Raw genomic sequence first — 15060 nt, 5'->3', positions numbered from 1 at the left:
CTACAGCCGTTGCATCAGGCACCTGGCCGGGAGTGAACTGGGAAGTCAGGTGGCTGATTGGCATTGCCCGGAACAGTGCCCCGGCGCCTGGCGCCCTGGGCAAGCTGCTAACAAAAAGCCCCTTCACAGGAAGGGGCTTTCACAAGAAACCTGGTTACCACTCCGGTCAATGGCGGCCCCTTCGTTCGAGCCGTGGCTCGAAAGGCGCCTTCCGGAAGATGGTAGCGGGGGCCGGATTTGAACCGACGACCTTCGGGTTATGAGCCCGACGAGCTACCAGACTGCTCCACCCCGCATCAATCTAGGTCGGTGATTCTACGCCTGCGCTGACCGTTCGTCAAGGCACCGGCGACACCGTTCTGCCAATCCTGCTTCTGAAGGACCGATGATCCGGACGTGCGATCATGGTATCAGATGGTGCCGAAGGCGGGACTTGAACCCGCACGACCGTAAGGTCACTACCCCCTCAAGATAGCGTGTCTACCAATTCCACCACTTCGGCATCGGGGAGGCTGGGAAATCCGGGCACGACCTCAGTCGTCGCTGCCCTCCAGCACTGGCGCTGCATTATCCACACCCCCGGCACTGTCGTCAAGGGTCGGAACGCTGCGCTGCTGCTCGATCAGGCGGGAGTCGGGAATCCCGGCCTCCGGCGCCTGGCTCGCCTGGGAGGCATACCAGGCCAGGGTCAGCGAGGTGGCGAAGAAGGCGGCAGCCAGGATCGCGGTGGACTTCGACAGGAAGCCGCCGCTGCCCCGGGAGCCGAACACGGTCTGGGAGGCACCGCCACCGAAGGCGGCACCGGCTTCGGCGCCCTTGCCCTGCTGCAGCAGGACGAGGACGACCAGGGCGATGGCGATCGCCACATGGATCATGAGAATGGCAACTTGCATGGATTCAACCTGCTGACTGACAAATGGCTAGGAAATCGTCGACCTTGAGCGAGGCACCGCCCACCAGGCCGCCGTCGATATCGGGCTGAGCCAGCAGCTCAACCGCATTGCTCGCATTCATGCTGCCGCCGTAAAGCAGCCGCAGCCCCGCCGCCAGGTCGCGATCATAGCCGGCCTGGTACTCGCGAATGCCGGCCATCACCTCCTGGGCCTGCTCGGGGGTCGCCGTGCGGCCGGTGCCGATCGCCCAGACCGGCTCGTAGGCGATGACCACCCGGGCACGCTGCTCGGGCTCCAGGCGCGCCATGACGAAACCCACCTGGCGCAGCACCACCTCCATGGTGCGCCCGGCATCGCGCTCTTCGAGGGTCTCGCCCACGCAGAGCACCGGGGTCAGGTCGACGCCGAGCGCGGCCAGCAGGCGGTCATGGACCTCCGCATCGCTCTCGCGATAGAGCTGGCGACGCTCGGAGTGCCCCACCAGGGCGTACTGCACGTCAAACTCGCGCAGCATTCGCCCGCTCACCTCGCCGGTGTGGGCCCCGGAATGCAGGGGATTCAGCGTCTGGGCGCCGAGCCGTACCGGGGTCCCGGCGAAGGCGCTCCGCGCCGCATCCAGGTAGGGATAGGGCGGAAAGATCGCCACGTCCAGCGGTGCCGGCAGCGTGACATCGGAAAAGGCCTGTCCGAACGCCTCGACCAGCTCGGTGGAGCCGTTCATCTTCCAGTTGCCGGCGATCAGCGGGGTACGCATCGGCGGTCCTCTTTCAAGGTGGTGCGAAATGGTATAGGAGCGGCCTTGTCAAGACAACCGGCCGCCTCAGGCCAGCAGCGCCTCGACCTCGCCGGCCAGGCGTCGCGCCAGGCCATCGACGTCGAGGTGCGCCCGCCCCTCGACCATCACCCGGATCAGCGGCTCGGTACCAGAGGGGCGGAGCAGCACGCGGCCCTCGTCGCCCAGTTCGGTCTCGACCTCGGCCACCGCGTCCTTCAGGGCGGGCATCTCCATCACCGCCCGGGCATCGCTGCCCGGCGTCAGGCGCACGTTGACCAGCGACTGGGGCGCCTTCTCCATCCCCGCCAGCAGCCGCTGCAGCGGCTTCTCCTCGCGGACCATGATCGCCAGCACCTGCAGCGCCGAGACGATGCCGTCACCGGTGGTCTGCACGTGGCCACAGACGATATGCCCCGAGGATTCGCCGCCCAGCTGCCAGCCGTTGGCGGCCAGCCGCTCCATCACGTAGCGGTCGCCCACCCTGGCGCGCTCGAAGGGCACGCCCATCTCCTCGAAGGCCGCGGCCAGGCCGAAGTTCGACATCAGGGTGCCGACCACACCCCCGCCCAGCTCCCCGCGGCCATGGCGGTCGCGGGCGATCAGGTAGAGGATGTCGTCGCCGTCGATCTCACGGCCGTCGGCATCCACCAGCAGCACCCGGTCGCCATCGCCGTCGAAGGCCACGCCCAGGTCGGCGCCCTGCTGGATCACCGCGGCACGCAGCGCGGCAGGATGGGTGGAGCCGACCTCCTTGTTGATGTTGAGGCCGTCGGGGCTCGCCCCGATCAGGCTGACCTCGGCACCCAGCTCGCGGAACACGCTGGGGGCGATGTGGTAGGTAGCACCGTGGGCACAGTCCAGCACCACCTTCAGGCCGCGCAGGCTGACCCGGTCGGGGATGGTGGACTTGCAGAACTCGATGTAGCGGCCGGCGGCATCGTCGATGCGCGCCACCTTGCCCAGCCGGTCCGCCGCCACGGTGGTCAGCGGCTCGTCGAGCATCGCCTCGATGCGCGCCTCGACCTCGTCGGCCAGCTTGACCCCCTCGGTGGAGAAGAACTTGATGCCGTTGTCGGCGAAGGGGTTGTGGGAGGCCGAGATGACGATGCCGGCATCCGCCCGGAAGGTGCGGGTCAGGTAGGCGATGCCCGGGGTCGGCATGGGGCCCAGCAGGGCCACGTCCACGCCGGCGGCGGAGAGCCCCGCCTCCAGGGCGGACTCGAACATGTAGCCGGAGATTCGCGTGTCCTTGCCGATCAGCACCCGGTGGCGCCGCTTGCTGTTGGTCTCTGCCAGCACGCGGCCGGTGGCCCAGCCCAGCTTGAGCATGAAGTCGGCGGTGATGGGGGGCTGCCCCACCGTGCCGCGAATCCCGTCGGTGCCGAAGTAGCGTCGTGTCATTTGCAACCTTCCTTGAGTACGGCCCAGGTCATGTTCACCGCGTCCACGCTGGGGGCCACGTCGTGGACACGCAGGATGCGGGCGCCGCGCTCCACCGCCAGGGCCGTCAGCGCCAGGCCGCCGGGCAGGCGCTCCTCCACCGGGCGCGCCAGCACCTTGCCGATCATGCTCTTGCGCGACATGCCCACCAGCAGCGGCAGCTCGAGGGCCGCCAGGCGGTCCATGCGGTTGAGCAGGCGCAGGTTGTGCTCCACGGTCTTGCCAAAGCCGAAGCCCGGGTCGACCAGCAGGCGCTCGCGGCGCAGGCCGGCCGCCTCGCACGCCTCGACCCGCCCGTCGAGGTAGTCGACGACCGCCTCCTCGATGGGCACATCATAGCGGGGCGCCTGCTGCATGTCGCGGGGCTCGCCCTGGCGATGCATCAGGCAGACCGGCAGCCCCGTGCCGATGGCCGCGGCCAGCGCTCCCTCGCGCTCCAGGGCCCGCACGTCGTTGATCATGCCCGCCCCCAGCGCCGCGCTCTCGCGCATCACCTCGGGGCAGCTGGTGTCCACCGAGACCAGGGCATCCAGCTCGCGGACCAGCGCCTCCACCACCGGCGCCACCCGGTCGAGCTCCTGCTGGGCACTCACCGGGGCGGCGCCGGGTCGGGTGGACTCACCCCCCACGTCGATCAGCGCCGCCCCCTCGGCCAGCATGCGTTCGGCATGCCGCAGGGCATCCTCCAGGGCCACGTGGCGGCCGCCGTCGGAGAAGGAGTCGGGGGTGACGTTGAGGATCCCCATGACGCGGGGATAGGAGAGGTCGAGCCGGTGGCGACCGCACATGAGGGGGGCGGGTGTCGGGTTCATCATCGCTCGGTCACGTATCGAAAGGGGTGGCCAGAATGGCAAAGGCGCCCCCGCTGGGGGGCGCCTGATCGGAGTGGGCGCGACAGGCTCAGGAGCCGGCCGGGCCTCCCAGCGGATCGGAGGGCCGACGGCGCGGTTCGTCGTCATCCTCCTCGTCGCCGTCGACCTGCTCCGGCTCGTCCTGCGGGGACTCCGCCGCCTCGGCGCGGGGATCGCCGCCGGTGGGAGCGCCACCGCTCGGATCATCCCAGCCCTCGGGGGGACGCGGGTCACGCCCCTCCATGATGTCCTTGAGCTGGGTGGAGTCGATGGTCTCGTACTTCATCAGCGCCTCGGCCATGGCGTCGAGCTTGTCGCGGTTCTCCTCGAGGATGACACGCGCCTGCTCGTAGCAGTCGTCGATGACCTTGCGGACCTCCTTGTCGAGCTTGGAGATGGTCTCGCCGGACTTCATCTTGCCGCCGCCCTGACCCGGGCCGCCGAGGAACTGGTGGGACTCGTCCTCGTCGTACATGATCGGGCCCATCTCCTCGGAGAGGCCCCACTTGGCGACCATGCTGTGGGCCAGCTCGGTGGCACGCTTGATGTCGTTGGAGGCGCCGGTGGTGACCCCGTTCGGCCCCAGGGTCATCTCCTCGGCGATGCGGCCACCGAACAGCGAGCAGATCTGGCTGAGAATCTGCTGCCGCGACAGGCTGTAGCGATCCTGCTCGGGCAGGAACATGGTCACGCCCAGGGCGCGGCCACGGGGGATGATGGTCACCTTGTAGACCGGGTCGTGCTCCGGCATCACCAGGCCGATGATGGCGTGGCCCGACTCGTGGTAGGCGGTGTTGAGCTTCTCCTTCTCGGTCATGACCATGGAGCGACGCTCGGCGCCCATCATGATCTTGTCCTTGGCCAGCTCCAGCTCCTCCATGCCTACCAGGCGCTTGTTGCGACGGGCGGCGAACAGCGCCGCCTCGTTGACCAGGTTGGCCAGGTCGGCGCCGGAGAAGCCCGGGGTGCCGCGGGCGATCAGCGACGGTTTGACGTCGTCGGCCAGCGGCACCTTGCGCAGGTGCACGTTGAGGATATGCTCGCGGCCGCGGATATCGGGCAGCGGCACCACCACCTGGCGGTCGAAGCGGCCCGGGCGCATCAGCGCCGGATCCAGCACGTCGGGGCGGTTGGTGGCGGCGATGACGATGATGCCCTCGTTGGCCTCGAAGCCGTCCATCTCCACCAGCAGCTGGTTGAGGGTCTGCTCGCGCTCGTCGTTGCCGCCGCCCATGCCGACCCCGCGGGAGCGGCCGACGGCGTCGATCTCGTCGATGAAGATGATGCAGGGCGCCTGCTTCTTGGCCTGCTCGAACATGTCACGCACGCGGGAGGCGCCCACGCCGACGAACATCTCGACGAAGTCGGAGCCGGAGATCGAGAAGAACGGCACCTTGGCCTCGCCGGCGATGGACTTGGCGAGCAGCGTCTTGCCGGTGCCGGGCGGGCCCACCATCAGCACGCCGCGGGGGATGGTGCCGCCCAGGCGCTGGAACTTGGTGGGGTCGCGCAGGAAGTCGACCAGCTCCTCGACCTCCTCCTTGGCCTCGTCGCAGCCGGCCACGTCGGCGAAGGTGGTCTTGATCTGGTCCTGGGAGAGCAGCTTGGCCTTGGACTTGCCGAAGCTCATGGGCCCGCCCTTGCCGGCCCCGCCGCCCTGCATCTGGCGCATGAAGAACATGAAGATCGCCAGGATCAGCAGGATCGGGAAGCTGGCGATCAGCAGCCGCGTCCACAGGCTCTGCTGCTCGGGCTCCTTGCCGACCACGGTGACGTTGTTGGAGAGCAGGTCGTCGATCAGCTTGGGATCCTCGGCCGCCGGCCGGATGGTCTGGAACTGGGAGCCATCCGTGCGTTCGCCGGAGATCCGATAGCCGTCGATGGTCACGCTGCGGACCTGCTGGTTCTGCACCTGCTGGACGAACTGCGAGTAGTTCATCGCCTGCGGTGAGCTGTCGACGCTGAAGTTGTTGAACACCGTCAGCAGCACTGCCGCGATGACCAACCACAGGATCAGGTTCTTCGCCATGTCGTTCAAGGGACTACCCTCAATATCAATAAACTGTCGGCCGGATGCACCTGGCACGTTGCTTGGACACTACATCAGCGCGCCGCGTTCGGCCACCGCCGGAGCTCATGTCCCGGGCGGACCGCCTCTGGCTCCACTGTGACACAGTCGCGCCGCGCTGTCCGGCAATCAGCCCGGTAGGCCAGGGCTATCGCCGGCCGGGCCGAATCAGCCGCGGAACCCCTCCGCCAGCAGGTAGACCTCCCGGGAGCGGGCCCGCGAGGCACCCGGCTTGCGGGTCACCACCCGCGTGAAGCGCTCGCGCAGGGTCTTCAGGTATTCGTCGAACCCCTCGCCCTGAAACACCTTGGCCAGGAAGGTGCCGCCGGGGCGCAGGGTCTGGCCGGCCAGGTCCAGCGCCAGCTCCACCAGGTACATCGCCTGGGGCTGGTCGATGGCGGCCATGCCGCTCATGTTGGGGGCCATGTCGGACATCACCAGGTCCACCGGCCTGCTGCCGAGCACGCCGAGAATCTCCTCCAGAACGCTCTCCTCGGTGAAGTCGCCCTGGATGAAGTCGACGCCGGCCAGGGCATCCATCTCGAGGATGTCGGAGGCGATCACCACCCCCTCGGGCCCGGCCTTCTCGGCGGCCACCTGGCTCCAGCCGCCGGGGGCCGCGCCCAGGTCGATCACCGTCATGCCGCGGCGCAGCAGGCGATCCTTCTCGTCGAGCTCCAGCAGCTTGTAGCTGGCCCGGGAACGGTAGCCGTCCTGCCAGGAGCGCTGCACGTACTGGTCGTCGAAGTGTTCCTTCAGCCAGCCCTTGCTGGTCTTGCTGGCGGAGGCCTGGCGCGCCGGCGACTTGCCGGAATCGGGGGATGGAGTGCGGGAACGAGCCACGGCATCACCTGTGTTGAATGGGGACGGACAGGCGGTCGAGCGGGGTGCGGGAGTGTCACGCGAAACGGATGGATCCTGACCGGCCACTTCGACGCTGGCCGAATGCCCCGTGCCTTCACTGCGCCACGTTTCGCCCATGACAATTTCAGCGTACCATGGGCAGCTGCGCGCAACCGGGAAGACGCAAGATACCATGAGCTTGTCACAGGCACAAAAGAAAGCATTCCGCAGCATCGGCCACCACCTGACCCCGGTGGTCATGGTCTCCGAGAACGGCATCTCCGAGGGAGTGCTGGGGGAGCTCGAGCGGGCGCTCTCCGACCACGAGCTGATCAAGGTCAAGCTCGCCCTGCCGGAGCGCGACGACCGCGCCGCCATGCTGGAGGAGCTGGTCAAGGCCAGCGGTGCCGAGCTGGTGCAGACCATCGGCAAGATGGCGCTGCTCTACCGCCGGAACCCCCAGGCCAACCCGAAGCTCTCCAACGTCCAGCGCTACGAGGGTCACCACGGGCGGCACTGAGCACCAGGCCCCTCCCACCCCTGACCCGGAAAGCAAAAGGCCCGCGGCGCAGTTCACACTGCCGCGGGCCTTTTGCTTGGCACCCTGTAGGAGCTCAGCTCCGCTGAGCGATCCGCTGCGCAGCAGCGGGGGCGCCTGGCGGCGCCTTAGGCGAAGCGTCGCACCGCCAATGAATTGGGCTCCTACAGGCTCGGCGCTTACAGGTGCTGGACGCCGCCGATCTCGTACTCGACGTTGCCGCCGGGGGTCTTGACCACCACCACGTCGCCCTCCTCCTTGCCGATCAGCGCACGGGCGATGGGCGAGGTGACCGAGATCCGGCCGGCCTTGATGTCGGCCTCGTCCTCGCCGACGATGCGATAGGTGACCTCCTCGTCGGTATCGAGGTTGATCAGCTCCACGGTGACGCCGAAGATCACCTTGCCGGTCTGGGGCAGCTTGGTGACGTCGATCACCTGGGCGTTGGAGAGCTTGCCCTCGATCTCCTGGATACGCCCCTCGATGAAGCCCTGCTGCTCGCGGGCCGCATGGTACTCGGCGTTCTCCTTGAGATCGCCGTGCTCGCGGGCCTCGGCGATGGCGGCAATCACCTTCGGACGCGCCTCACTCTTGAGCTCCTCGAGCTCCTTGCGCAGGCGTGCCTCACCGGCAACGGTCATCGGGACCTTGTTCATTGTGCAGCTCCTGCATGCAAATCCTGAAGCCGCCGCACCGTGATCGCATTGCCGTACTCCAGCGCCATGCAGACGGCACTGGCCCCCGCCAGGGTGGTGGCGTAGGGGACCTTGCGGGCAAGCGCGGTGCGGCGGATCACCGAGGAGTCACTGATCGCCTGGCGACCCTCGGTGGTATTGACGATATAGGCGATGTCGTCGTTCTTGAGCAGATCGACGATATGCGGGCGACCTTCGAAAACCTTGTTGACGACCTCGACGTCGAGACCGGCCGCCTCGAGGGCAGCGGCGGTCCCGCGGGTCGCGCACAGCGTGAAGCCCAATGTTACCAGAGAACGCGCCACCTCGATAACACCCGCCTTGTCCGGCTCGCGCACCGAGAGGAACGCCTTGCGGTCGCCTTCTAGGGGCGGAATCGCCTCGCCGGCGCCCAGCTGCGCCTTGTAGAAGGCCTCGGCGAAGGTGTCGCCGCTACCCATCACCTCGCCGGTGGACTTCATCTCCGGCGAGAGGATCGGGTCGACGCCCGGGAACTTGTTGAACGGGAAGACCGCCTCCTTGACGCTGAAGAAGTGCGGCACGATCTCGCGGGTGAAGCCCTGATCGGCCAGGGTGGTACCGGCCATGCAGCGCGCCGCGACCTGGGCCAGTGAGGTGCCGATGCACTTGGAGACGAAGGGCACGGTGCGCGAGGCGCGGGGGTTGACCTCGATGACGTAGATCTCGCCGTCCTGCCAGGCCAGCTGCACGTTCATCAGGCCCTTGACGCCCAGCTCCACGGCCATCTGCCGGACCTGCTCGCGCATCTCGTCCTGCACCTCGGCGGGCAGCGAGTAGGGCGGCAGCGAACAGGCGGAGTCGCCGGAGTGCACGCCGGCCTGCTCGATGTGCTGCATGATGCCGCCGATCACCACCTGCTTGCCGTCGCTGACCGCATCGATATCGATCTCGATGGCGGCGTTGAGGAAGTGGTCCAGCAGCACCGGGGAGTCGTTGGAGACCTTGACCGCGTGGGTCATGTAGTTCTCCAGCTCCGAGGCGTCGTAGACGATCTCCATGGCGCGGCCGCCCAGCACATAGCTGGGACGCACCACCAGCGGGTAGCCGATCGCCTCGGCCTTGGCGAAGGCCTCCTCGAAGCTGCGCGCGGTGGCGTTGGGCGGCTGCTTGAGGCCCAGCTTGTCGATCATCTGCTGGAAGCGCTCGCGATCCTCGGCGCGGTCGATGGCGTCCGGGGTGGTGCCGATGATCGGCACACCGGCGGCCTCCAGCTCCCGAGCCAGCTTCAGCGGGGTCTGGCCGCCGAACTGCACGATCACGCCGACCGGCTGCTCCTTGTCGGCGATCTCCAGCACGTCCTCCAGGGTCACCGGCTCGAAGTAGAGGCGGTCACTGGTGTCGTAGTCGGTGGAGACGGTCTCCGGGTTGCAGTTGACCATGATGGTCTCGTAGCCGTCGTCGCGCATGGCGAAGGCAGCGTGGACGCAGCAGTAGTCGAACTCGATGCCCTGGCCGATGCGGTTGGGGCCGCCACCCAGCACCATGATCTTCTGGCGATCGGAGACCTCCGCCTCGCACTCCTCCTCGTAGGTGGAGTACATGTAGGCGGTATCCGAGGCGAACTCCGCCGCACAGGTGTCGACCCGCTTGTAGACCGGGCGGATGCCGGCCTTCTGGCGGGTCTTGCGGAACTCCTTCTCGGAGACCCCGAGCAGGCGGGCCAGGCGGGCGTCGGAGAAGCCCTTGCGCTTGAGGCGGAACAGCTCCCGGGCATCGAGCTCGGCAAGCGAGCGCCGGGCCACCTCGGCCTCGGTGGCGATCAGGTCCTCGAGCTGGACCAGGAACCAGGGGTCGATCTTGGTCAGCGCGAAGATCTCGTCGCGGCTCATGCCGGCGCGGATGGCGTCGGCAATAAAGAAGATGCGCTCGGCGCCGGCGGCCTGCAGCTCGCCCTTGATCTGCGCCATGGCCTCGTCGGTGAACTCGCCGGGCTTGAAATCAGGAAATATGGGGTCGAGGCCGTCGTTGCCGGTCTCCATGCCACGCAGCGCCTTCTGCAGCGACTCCTGGAAGGTGCGCCCGATCGCCATCACCTCGCCCACCGACTTCATCTGGGTGGTCAGGCGGTCGTTGGCCTGGGGGAACTTCTCGAAGGTGAAGCGTGGGATCTTGGTGACCACGTAGTCGATGGAGGGCTCGAACGACGCCGGGGTGCGGCCGCCGGTGATGTCGTTCTGCAGCTCGTCCAGGGTGTAGCCCACCGCCAGCTTGGCGGCGATCTTGGCGATCGGGAAGCCGGTGGCCTTGGAGGCCAGCGCCGAGGAGCGCGACACCCGCGGGTTCATCTCGATGACCACCATGCGCCCGGTGTCCGGGTCCACGCCGAACTGCACGTTGGAGCCGCCGGTCTCGACGCCGATCTCGCGCAGCACCGCCAGCGATGCGTCGCGCATGATCTGGTACTCCTTGTCGGTCAGCGTCTGGGCAGGGGCCACGGTGATGGAGTCGCCGGTGTGCACGCCCATGGGGTCGAAGTTCTCGATGGCGCAGACGATGATGCAGTTGTCGTTCCGGTCACGAACGACCTCCATCTCGTACTCCTTCCAGCCCAGCAGCGACTCGTCGATCAGCAGCTCGTGGTTGTTGGAGAGCTCGAAGCCGCGGGTGCAGATCTCCTCGAACTCCTCCTTGTTGTAGGCCACGCCGCCGCCGGAGCCACCCATGGTGTAGGAGGGACGGATGATCACCGGGAAGCCGAGCGAGGCCTGGATGCGCCACGCCTCCTCCATGCTGTGGGCCACCTCGGCCTTGGGGCACTCCAGGCCGATGCGCTTCATGGCCTGGTCGAAGAGGTCGCGGTCCTCGGCCTTGTTGATGGCATCGGCGTTGGCGCCGATCATCTCCACGCCGTACTTGGCCAGCACGCCGTGCTTGTCCAGGTCCAGGGCGCAGTTCAGCGCGGTCTGGCCGCCCATGGTGGGCAGGATGGCGTCGGGGCGCTCGGCCTCGATGATCTTCTCCACCGCCTGCCAGGTGATCGGCTCGATGTAGGTGGCGTCGGCCATGGCCGGGTCGGTCATGATGGTGGCCGGGTTGGAGTTGACCAGGATGACCCGGTAGCCCTCCTCGCGCAGCGCCTTGCAGGCCTGGGCGCCGGAGTAGTCGAATTCGCACGCCTGGCCGATGACGATGGGGCCGGCGCCAATGATCAGGATGCTCTGGATGTCGGTACGCTTGGGCATGGTGCTTCCCGCTTGAATGAGGGTGACGAAGGGCGACGAATCGAGGGCCCGCCTAGCGGCGAGCCTTCATCATCTCGACGAAGCGGTCGAACAGCGGCGACACGTCCTTCGGGCCGGGGCTCGCTTCCGGGTGCCCCTGGAAGCTGAAGGCCGGGCGGTCGGTGCGCTCGATGCCCTGCAGGGTGCCGTCGAACAGCGAGCGGTGGGTGGCGCGCAGGTTGGCCGGCAGGGTCGCCTCGTCGGCGGCGAAGCCGTGGTTCTGGCTGGTGATCATCACGCGGCCGGTGTCGAGGTCCTGCACCGGGTGGTTGGCGCCGTGGTGACCGTGGCCCATCTTCACTGTCTTCGCACCGCTGGCCAGCGCCAGCAGCTGGTGGCCCAGGCAGATGCCGAACACCGGGATCTCGGTCTCGAGGATCTCCCGGATCGCGGTGATGGCGTAGTCGCAGGGCTCGGGGTCACCCGGGCCGTTGGCCAGGAAGATGCCGTCCGGGGCCATGGCCAGCACCTCGGCCGCCGGGGTCTGGGCCGGCACCACGGTGAGCCGGCAGCCCCGCGAGGCGAGCATGCGCAGGATGTTGCGCTTGACGCCGTAGTCGTAGGCGACCACGTGGAAGGGGCGCTCTGCCTTGGCCGCGTCGGCGTAGCCCTGGCCCAGGGCCCACTCGCCCTCGCTCCACTCGTAGGGAGTCTGACAGGAGACCACCTTGGCCAGGTCCATGCCCTTGAGGCCCGGGAAGGCCTTGGCGGCGGCCAGTGCGCGCTCCACGGCGTCCTCGCCCTCGGCCTCGGCGCCGGCCAGGATGGCGCCGTTCTGGGAGCCCTTGTCGCGCAGGATGCGGGTCAGCCGGCGGGTGTCGATGTCGGCGATGCCCAGCACGTTCTGGCTCGTGAGGTAGTCGGAGAGGCTCTGCTCGCAGCGGAAGTTGCTGGCCAGCAGCGGCAGGTCGCGGATCACCAAGCCGGCGGCGGCGATGGCGCCGGACTCCACGTCCTCGGCGTTGACGCCGGTGTTGCCGATATGGGGGTAGGTCAGGGTGACGATCTGGCGGGTATAGGAGGGGTCGGTCAGGATCTCCTGGTAGCCGGTCATGGCCGTATTGAACACCACCTCACCGCTGGTCTGTCCATCGGCGCCGATCGCCGTGCCGTGAAATACGCTTCCGTCTTCCAGGGCCAGTATCGCGGGTCTGTTCAATGCAACGTCCTCCCATATCTGTGTAACGACAGCCATGCAACGACAGCTCGTCAAGGAATGGTGCTACCGGTGGCCAGCCCGCAAAAAAGCGGGACGAAACCCGATGAAGACCGGTTTCATCCCGCTTGTTGTCATTCGCTCGGAATGCTGGGCCGAAGCAACAAGCGCTGTGAAGGGGGCTTTCGCCCATGCGCCCGGCCAAAATTTTGGGGATATTACAGGAAACGCCGCCCGGCGACTACCCCCGGGGAGTTACCCCTCGAAGGCATGTGCCATGACATGCAGCGAGAGGCGCCGGGGACAGGTCGGAGAGGGGGTCCGGAGACCAGGGATGGCGGAGGTAGCGTACAGGGAGGTATTCACAGCGCCCCCGCGTAGGCCTGTCGCCGGAACAGCCTCGAGCCTTCGCCATGCCCCTATCATTACAACCCCAATACGTCCTGCATCGCATAGCGGCCGTTGCCCTGGCCGGCCACCCAGCGCGCCGCGCGCACCGCGCCCTTGGCGAAGGTCATGCGGCTCGACGCCTTGTGGGTGATCTCGATGCGCTCGCCCTCGGTGGCGAACATCACGGTGTGCTCGCCGACGATGTCCCCGGCGCGCACCGTGGCAAAGCCGATCTCCTTGTCGCTGCGCGGCCCGCACTGCCCCACCCGCTCGAACACGCCGTGCTCCTTGAGGGTGCGGCCCAGGCTCTCGGCCACCACCTCGCCCATCTTCAGCGCCGTGCCCGAGGGGGCATCCACCTTGTGGCGATGGTGCGCCTCGATCACCTCGATGTCGTAGCCCTCGTCGCCCAGCGCCCTGGCAGCCGTCTCCAGCAGCTTCAGCGTGAGATTGACGCCCACGCTCATGTTCGGCGCGAACACGAAGGGCAGCGCCTCGCGGAAGGCGTCCAGTTCGGCCAGCTCCTCGTCGGAGAGCCCGGTGGTGCCGATCACCATGCGCTTGCCGTGGGCCGCACAGAAGGCCAGGTTGGAAAGCGTCACCCGAGGGGCGGTGAAGTCGATCAGCACGTCGAAGTCATCGACGATGGCCTCGAGGGAATCCACCGCGGCCACCCCCAGCCGGCCGACCCCGGCCAGCTCGCCGATGTCGGCGCCGGCCAGCGAGCTGCCCGGCTCGACGATGCCGCCGGCCAGGGTGGCGCCGTCATCCTGCTGCACGGCATTGACCAGGGTGCGGCCCATGCGGCCGGCGACACCGACGATGGCGATACGGGTCATGTGGACTCCTGTAGAAGCGGTAGCGGTTCGGGAATGGGCGGCAGTATACCAGAGCGGCCGCTATCCGGCCGGCGCCTGGGGCCGCTCGCGGCGCATCAGCAGCCCCATGGCCACCAGTACCGTAAGGCTGCCGGGCAGCCAGGCCCAGCCGATGCGGGCCGGCGACTGCACAAACAGCAGCAGCATGGAGACGAAGGGCACCAGGTAGCCGTAGGCGGTGACCACCCCCGGGGTCAGCGCCGCGGTGGCCCGCTGCATCAGCCAGAAGGTCAGGGCGCTGGAGAAGAGCCCCAGGTAGACGAGCAGCGCCAGATCCCGGGCGCTCATGGTGGCCAGCACGCCCAGCGGCTCGACCGCGAGCCCGAGCAGACCGATCAGCACGCCCCCCGCTCCCAGGCTCCAGAAGGTGCGCACCGCCGCCGAGGCCGGCAGGCGCCCCGTGGCCAGCCCCCACTTGCTGAGCACCGGGTAGAGCGCCGTGGAGACACAGCCCAGGAAGAACACCGCATCGCCGGCACCGAAGCGCAGGCGGCCGCCCTGCTGCCACGCCTCGGCGACGGCCAGCCCCAGGGCGCCGAGGGCACCCAGAGAGAGGACCGCCGGCAGCCGCCAACCGGGGCGCTCCACCCGCAGGCCCAGCCCCAGCAGGAAGGCCAGCAGCGGCACCGTAACGTAGAGGGTCGCCATGGAGAGGGCCGTGGCGTGGTGCGCCGCCCAGAACATGGCGCCGAAGAAGCCGGCCAGGCAGAGGCCCATGAGGGCGTAGAGGGGCAGCAGCCGCCAGGACGGCAGGAACGTCGGAGAGCGGCGCGCCAGCCACCACAGCGCACCGCAGGCGATGGCGAAGCGCAGGGCGGTGAGCGACAGCGGCGGCAGCTCGCTCATCAGCCCCACGGCGGGAAACGAAAGGCCCACCAGCACCGCCCAGAGCAGCATGCCCAGGTGGGCGGCCGCCGGGGTGACCGCGACGGTCACGCCTCCCAGACGATGTCCAGCGAGACGCCCTTGAGGGCCTCCAGGGCGGCGTCGACCTCGCCTTCCAGCTGGTCGTGGGTCTCGTCATCGACCGCCTCGACCACCACCAGCAGCTTGTCCGGCTGCGCCTGGAGGTAGCAGCTGCCGCTGGCGAAGTCGATCCTGACCGGGTCGCTGGTCCGGTCGATCGCCTCGGCATCGGCCCAGCGCTCGCAGAGCTGGTCGATCAGCGACACCGCGTCCTCCGCGGGCAGCTCGGCTCGTGAAATCGGCATGGCACACCTCCTGGCAGATTCATCGAGCTCCCAGACTATGCCGCTCCATCGTCGAAGCCAAGCACGCGCTTTCACGCGGC

Annotated in this window: 13 protein-coding genes and 2 tRNA genes; 1 reads left to right on the top strand and 14 read right to left on the bottom strand. The window is 68.0% G+C overall.

Annotated features, from left to right (window positions below):
- Positions 1–219 precede the first annotated feature (219 nt).
- The 8 genes from NFC98_RS00895 to rlmE form a co-directional block, all read right to left on the bottom strand.
- A tRNA-Met gene (locus NFC98_RS00895) sits at positions 220–296 on the bottom strand.
- Between the two features lie 119 nt (positions 297–415).
- Positions 416–502 (bottom strand) — tRNA-Leu (locus NFC98_RS00890).
- A 31-nt stretch (positions 503–533) separates the two neighbouring features.
- Positions 534–893: a preprotein translocase subunit SecG gene (gene secG, locus NFC98_RS00885; RefSeq protein WP_183330954.1), complete on the bottom strand. Its 360-nt coding sequence runs from the start codon at positions 891–893 to the stop codon at positions 534–536.
- Positions 894–897: 4 nt separating this feature from the next.
- On the bottom strand, positions 898–1647 hold the full coding sequence (gene tpiA, locus NFC98_RS00880; RefSeq protein ID WP_254276384.1) for a triose-phosphate isomerase: 750 nt from the start codon (positions 1645–1647) through the stop codon (positions 898–900).
- Between the two features lie 66 nt (positions 1648–1713).
- Positions 1714–3069, bottom strand: a complete 1356-nt coding sequence (gene glmM, locus NFC98_RS00875) for a phosphoglucosamine mutase (RefSeq protein ID WP_254276383.1) — start codon at positions 3067–3069, stop codon at positions 1714–1716.
- Positions 3066–3854 carry a dihydropteroate synthase gene (gene folP / locus NFC98_RS00870; RefSeq protein WP_367948964.1) on the bottom strand — a complete coding sequence of 263 codons (789 nt, stop codon included), beginning with the start codon at positions 3852–3854 and terminating at the stop codon, positions 3066–3068. The genes glmM and folP overlap by 4 nt, the downstream gene beginning before the upstream one ends.
- A gap of 154 nt (positions 3855–4008) precedes the next feature.
- Positions 4009–5997, bottom strand: coding sequence for an ATP-dependent zinc metalloprotease FtsH (ftsH, locus tag NFC98_RS00865; RefSeq protein WP_254276381.1), 1989 nt, complete (start codon positions 5995–5997; stop codon positions 4009–4011).
- A gap of 198 nt (positions 5998–6195) precedes the next feature.
- On the bottom strand, positions 6196–6870 hold the full coding sequence (gene rlmE / locus NFC98_RS00860; protein WP_254276380.1) for a 23S rRNA (uridine(2552)-2'-O)-methyltransferase RlmE: 675 nt from the start codon (positions 6868–6870) through the stop codon (positions 6196–6198).
- A 193-nt stretch (positions 6871–7063) separates the two neighbouring features.
- Here rlmE and yhbY point away from each other — a divergent pair, with 193 nt between their 5' ends.
- Complete coding sequence (gene yhbY / locus NFC98_RS00855) at positions 7064–7390, top strand: ribosome assembly RNA-binding protein YhbY (protein ID WP_183330949.1); 327 nt, start codon at positions 7064–7066, stop codon at positions 7388–7390.
- Between the two features lie 197 nt (positions 7391–7587).
- Here the strand turns inward: yhbY and greA are convergent, their stop codons facing one another.
- From greA to NFC98_RS00825, 6 genes are all read right to left on the bottom strand, one after another.
- Positions 7588–8064, bottom strand: a complete 477-nt coding sequence (gene greA, locus NFC98_RS00850; RefSeq protein ID WP_183330948.1) for a transcription elongation factor GreA — start codon at positions 8062–8064, stop codon at positions 7588–7590.
- Complete coding sequence (carB, locus tag NFC98_RS00845) at positions 8061–11306, bottom strand: carbamoyl-phosphate synthase large subunit (RefSeq protein WP_254276379.1); 3246 nt, start codon at positions 11304–11306, stop codon at positions 8061–8063. The genes greA and carB overlap by 4 nt, the downstream gene beginning before the upstream one ends.
- A 52-nt stretch (positions 11307–11358) precedes the next feature.
- Positions 11359–12504: a glutamine-hydrolyzing carbamoyl-phosphate synthase small subunit gene (gene carA, locus NFC98_RS00840; RefSeq protein WP_254276378.1), complete on the bottom strand. Its 1146-nt coding sequence runs from the start codon at positions 12502–12504 to the stop codon at positions 11359–11361.
- Positions 12505–12926: 422 nt separating this feature from the next.
- The gene (gene dapB, locus NFC98_RS00835; protein WP_254276377.1) at positions 12927–13730 is read right to left on the bottom strand and encodes a 4-hydroxy-tetrahydrodipicolinate reductase; all 804 of its coding nucleotides are present in this window, start codon (positions 13728–13730) and stop codon (positions 12927–12929) included.
- A 60-nt stretch (positions 13731–13790) separates the two neighbouring features.
- Entirely contained in the window at positions 13791–14705 is a 915-nt protein-coding gene (locus tag NFC98_RS00830) for a DMT family transporter (protein WP_254276376.1), read from the bottom strand.
- Positions 14702–14980, bottom strand: a complete 279-nt coding sequence (locus tag NFC98_RS00825) for a DUF2218 domain-containing protein (protein ID WP_254276375.1) — start codon at positions 14978–14980, stop codon at positions 14702–14704. Before NFC98_RS00825 ends, NFC98_RS00830 begins: the two co-directional genes overlap by 4 nt.
- Between the last annotated feature and the right edge of the window lie 80 nt (positions 14981–15060).

Origin of the sequence: Halomonas sp. 3H, from assembly GCF_024206005.1 — a bacterium.
In the GTDB taxonomy this organism is placed as follows: Bacteria; Pseudomonadota; Gammaproteobacteria; order Pseudomonadales; family Halomonadaceae; genus Halomonas; species Halomonas campaniensis.
Note: the sequence above shows the minus strand (reverse complement) of the source record. Positions and strands in the feature narration are given on the sequence as shown.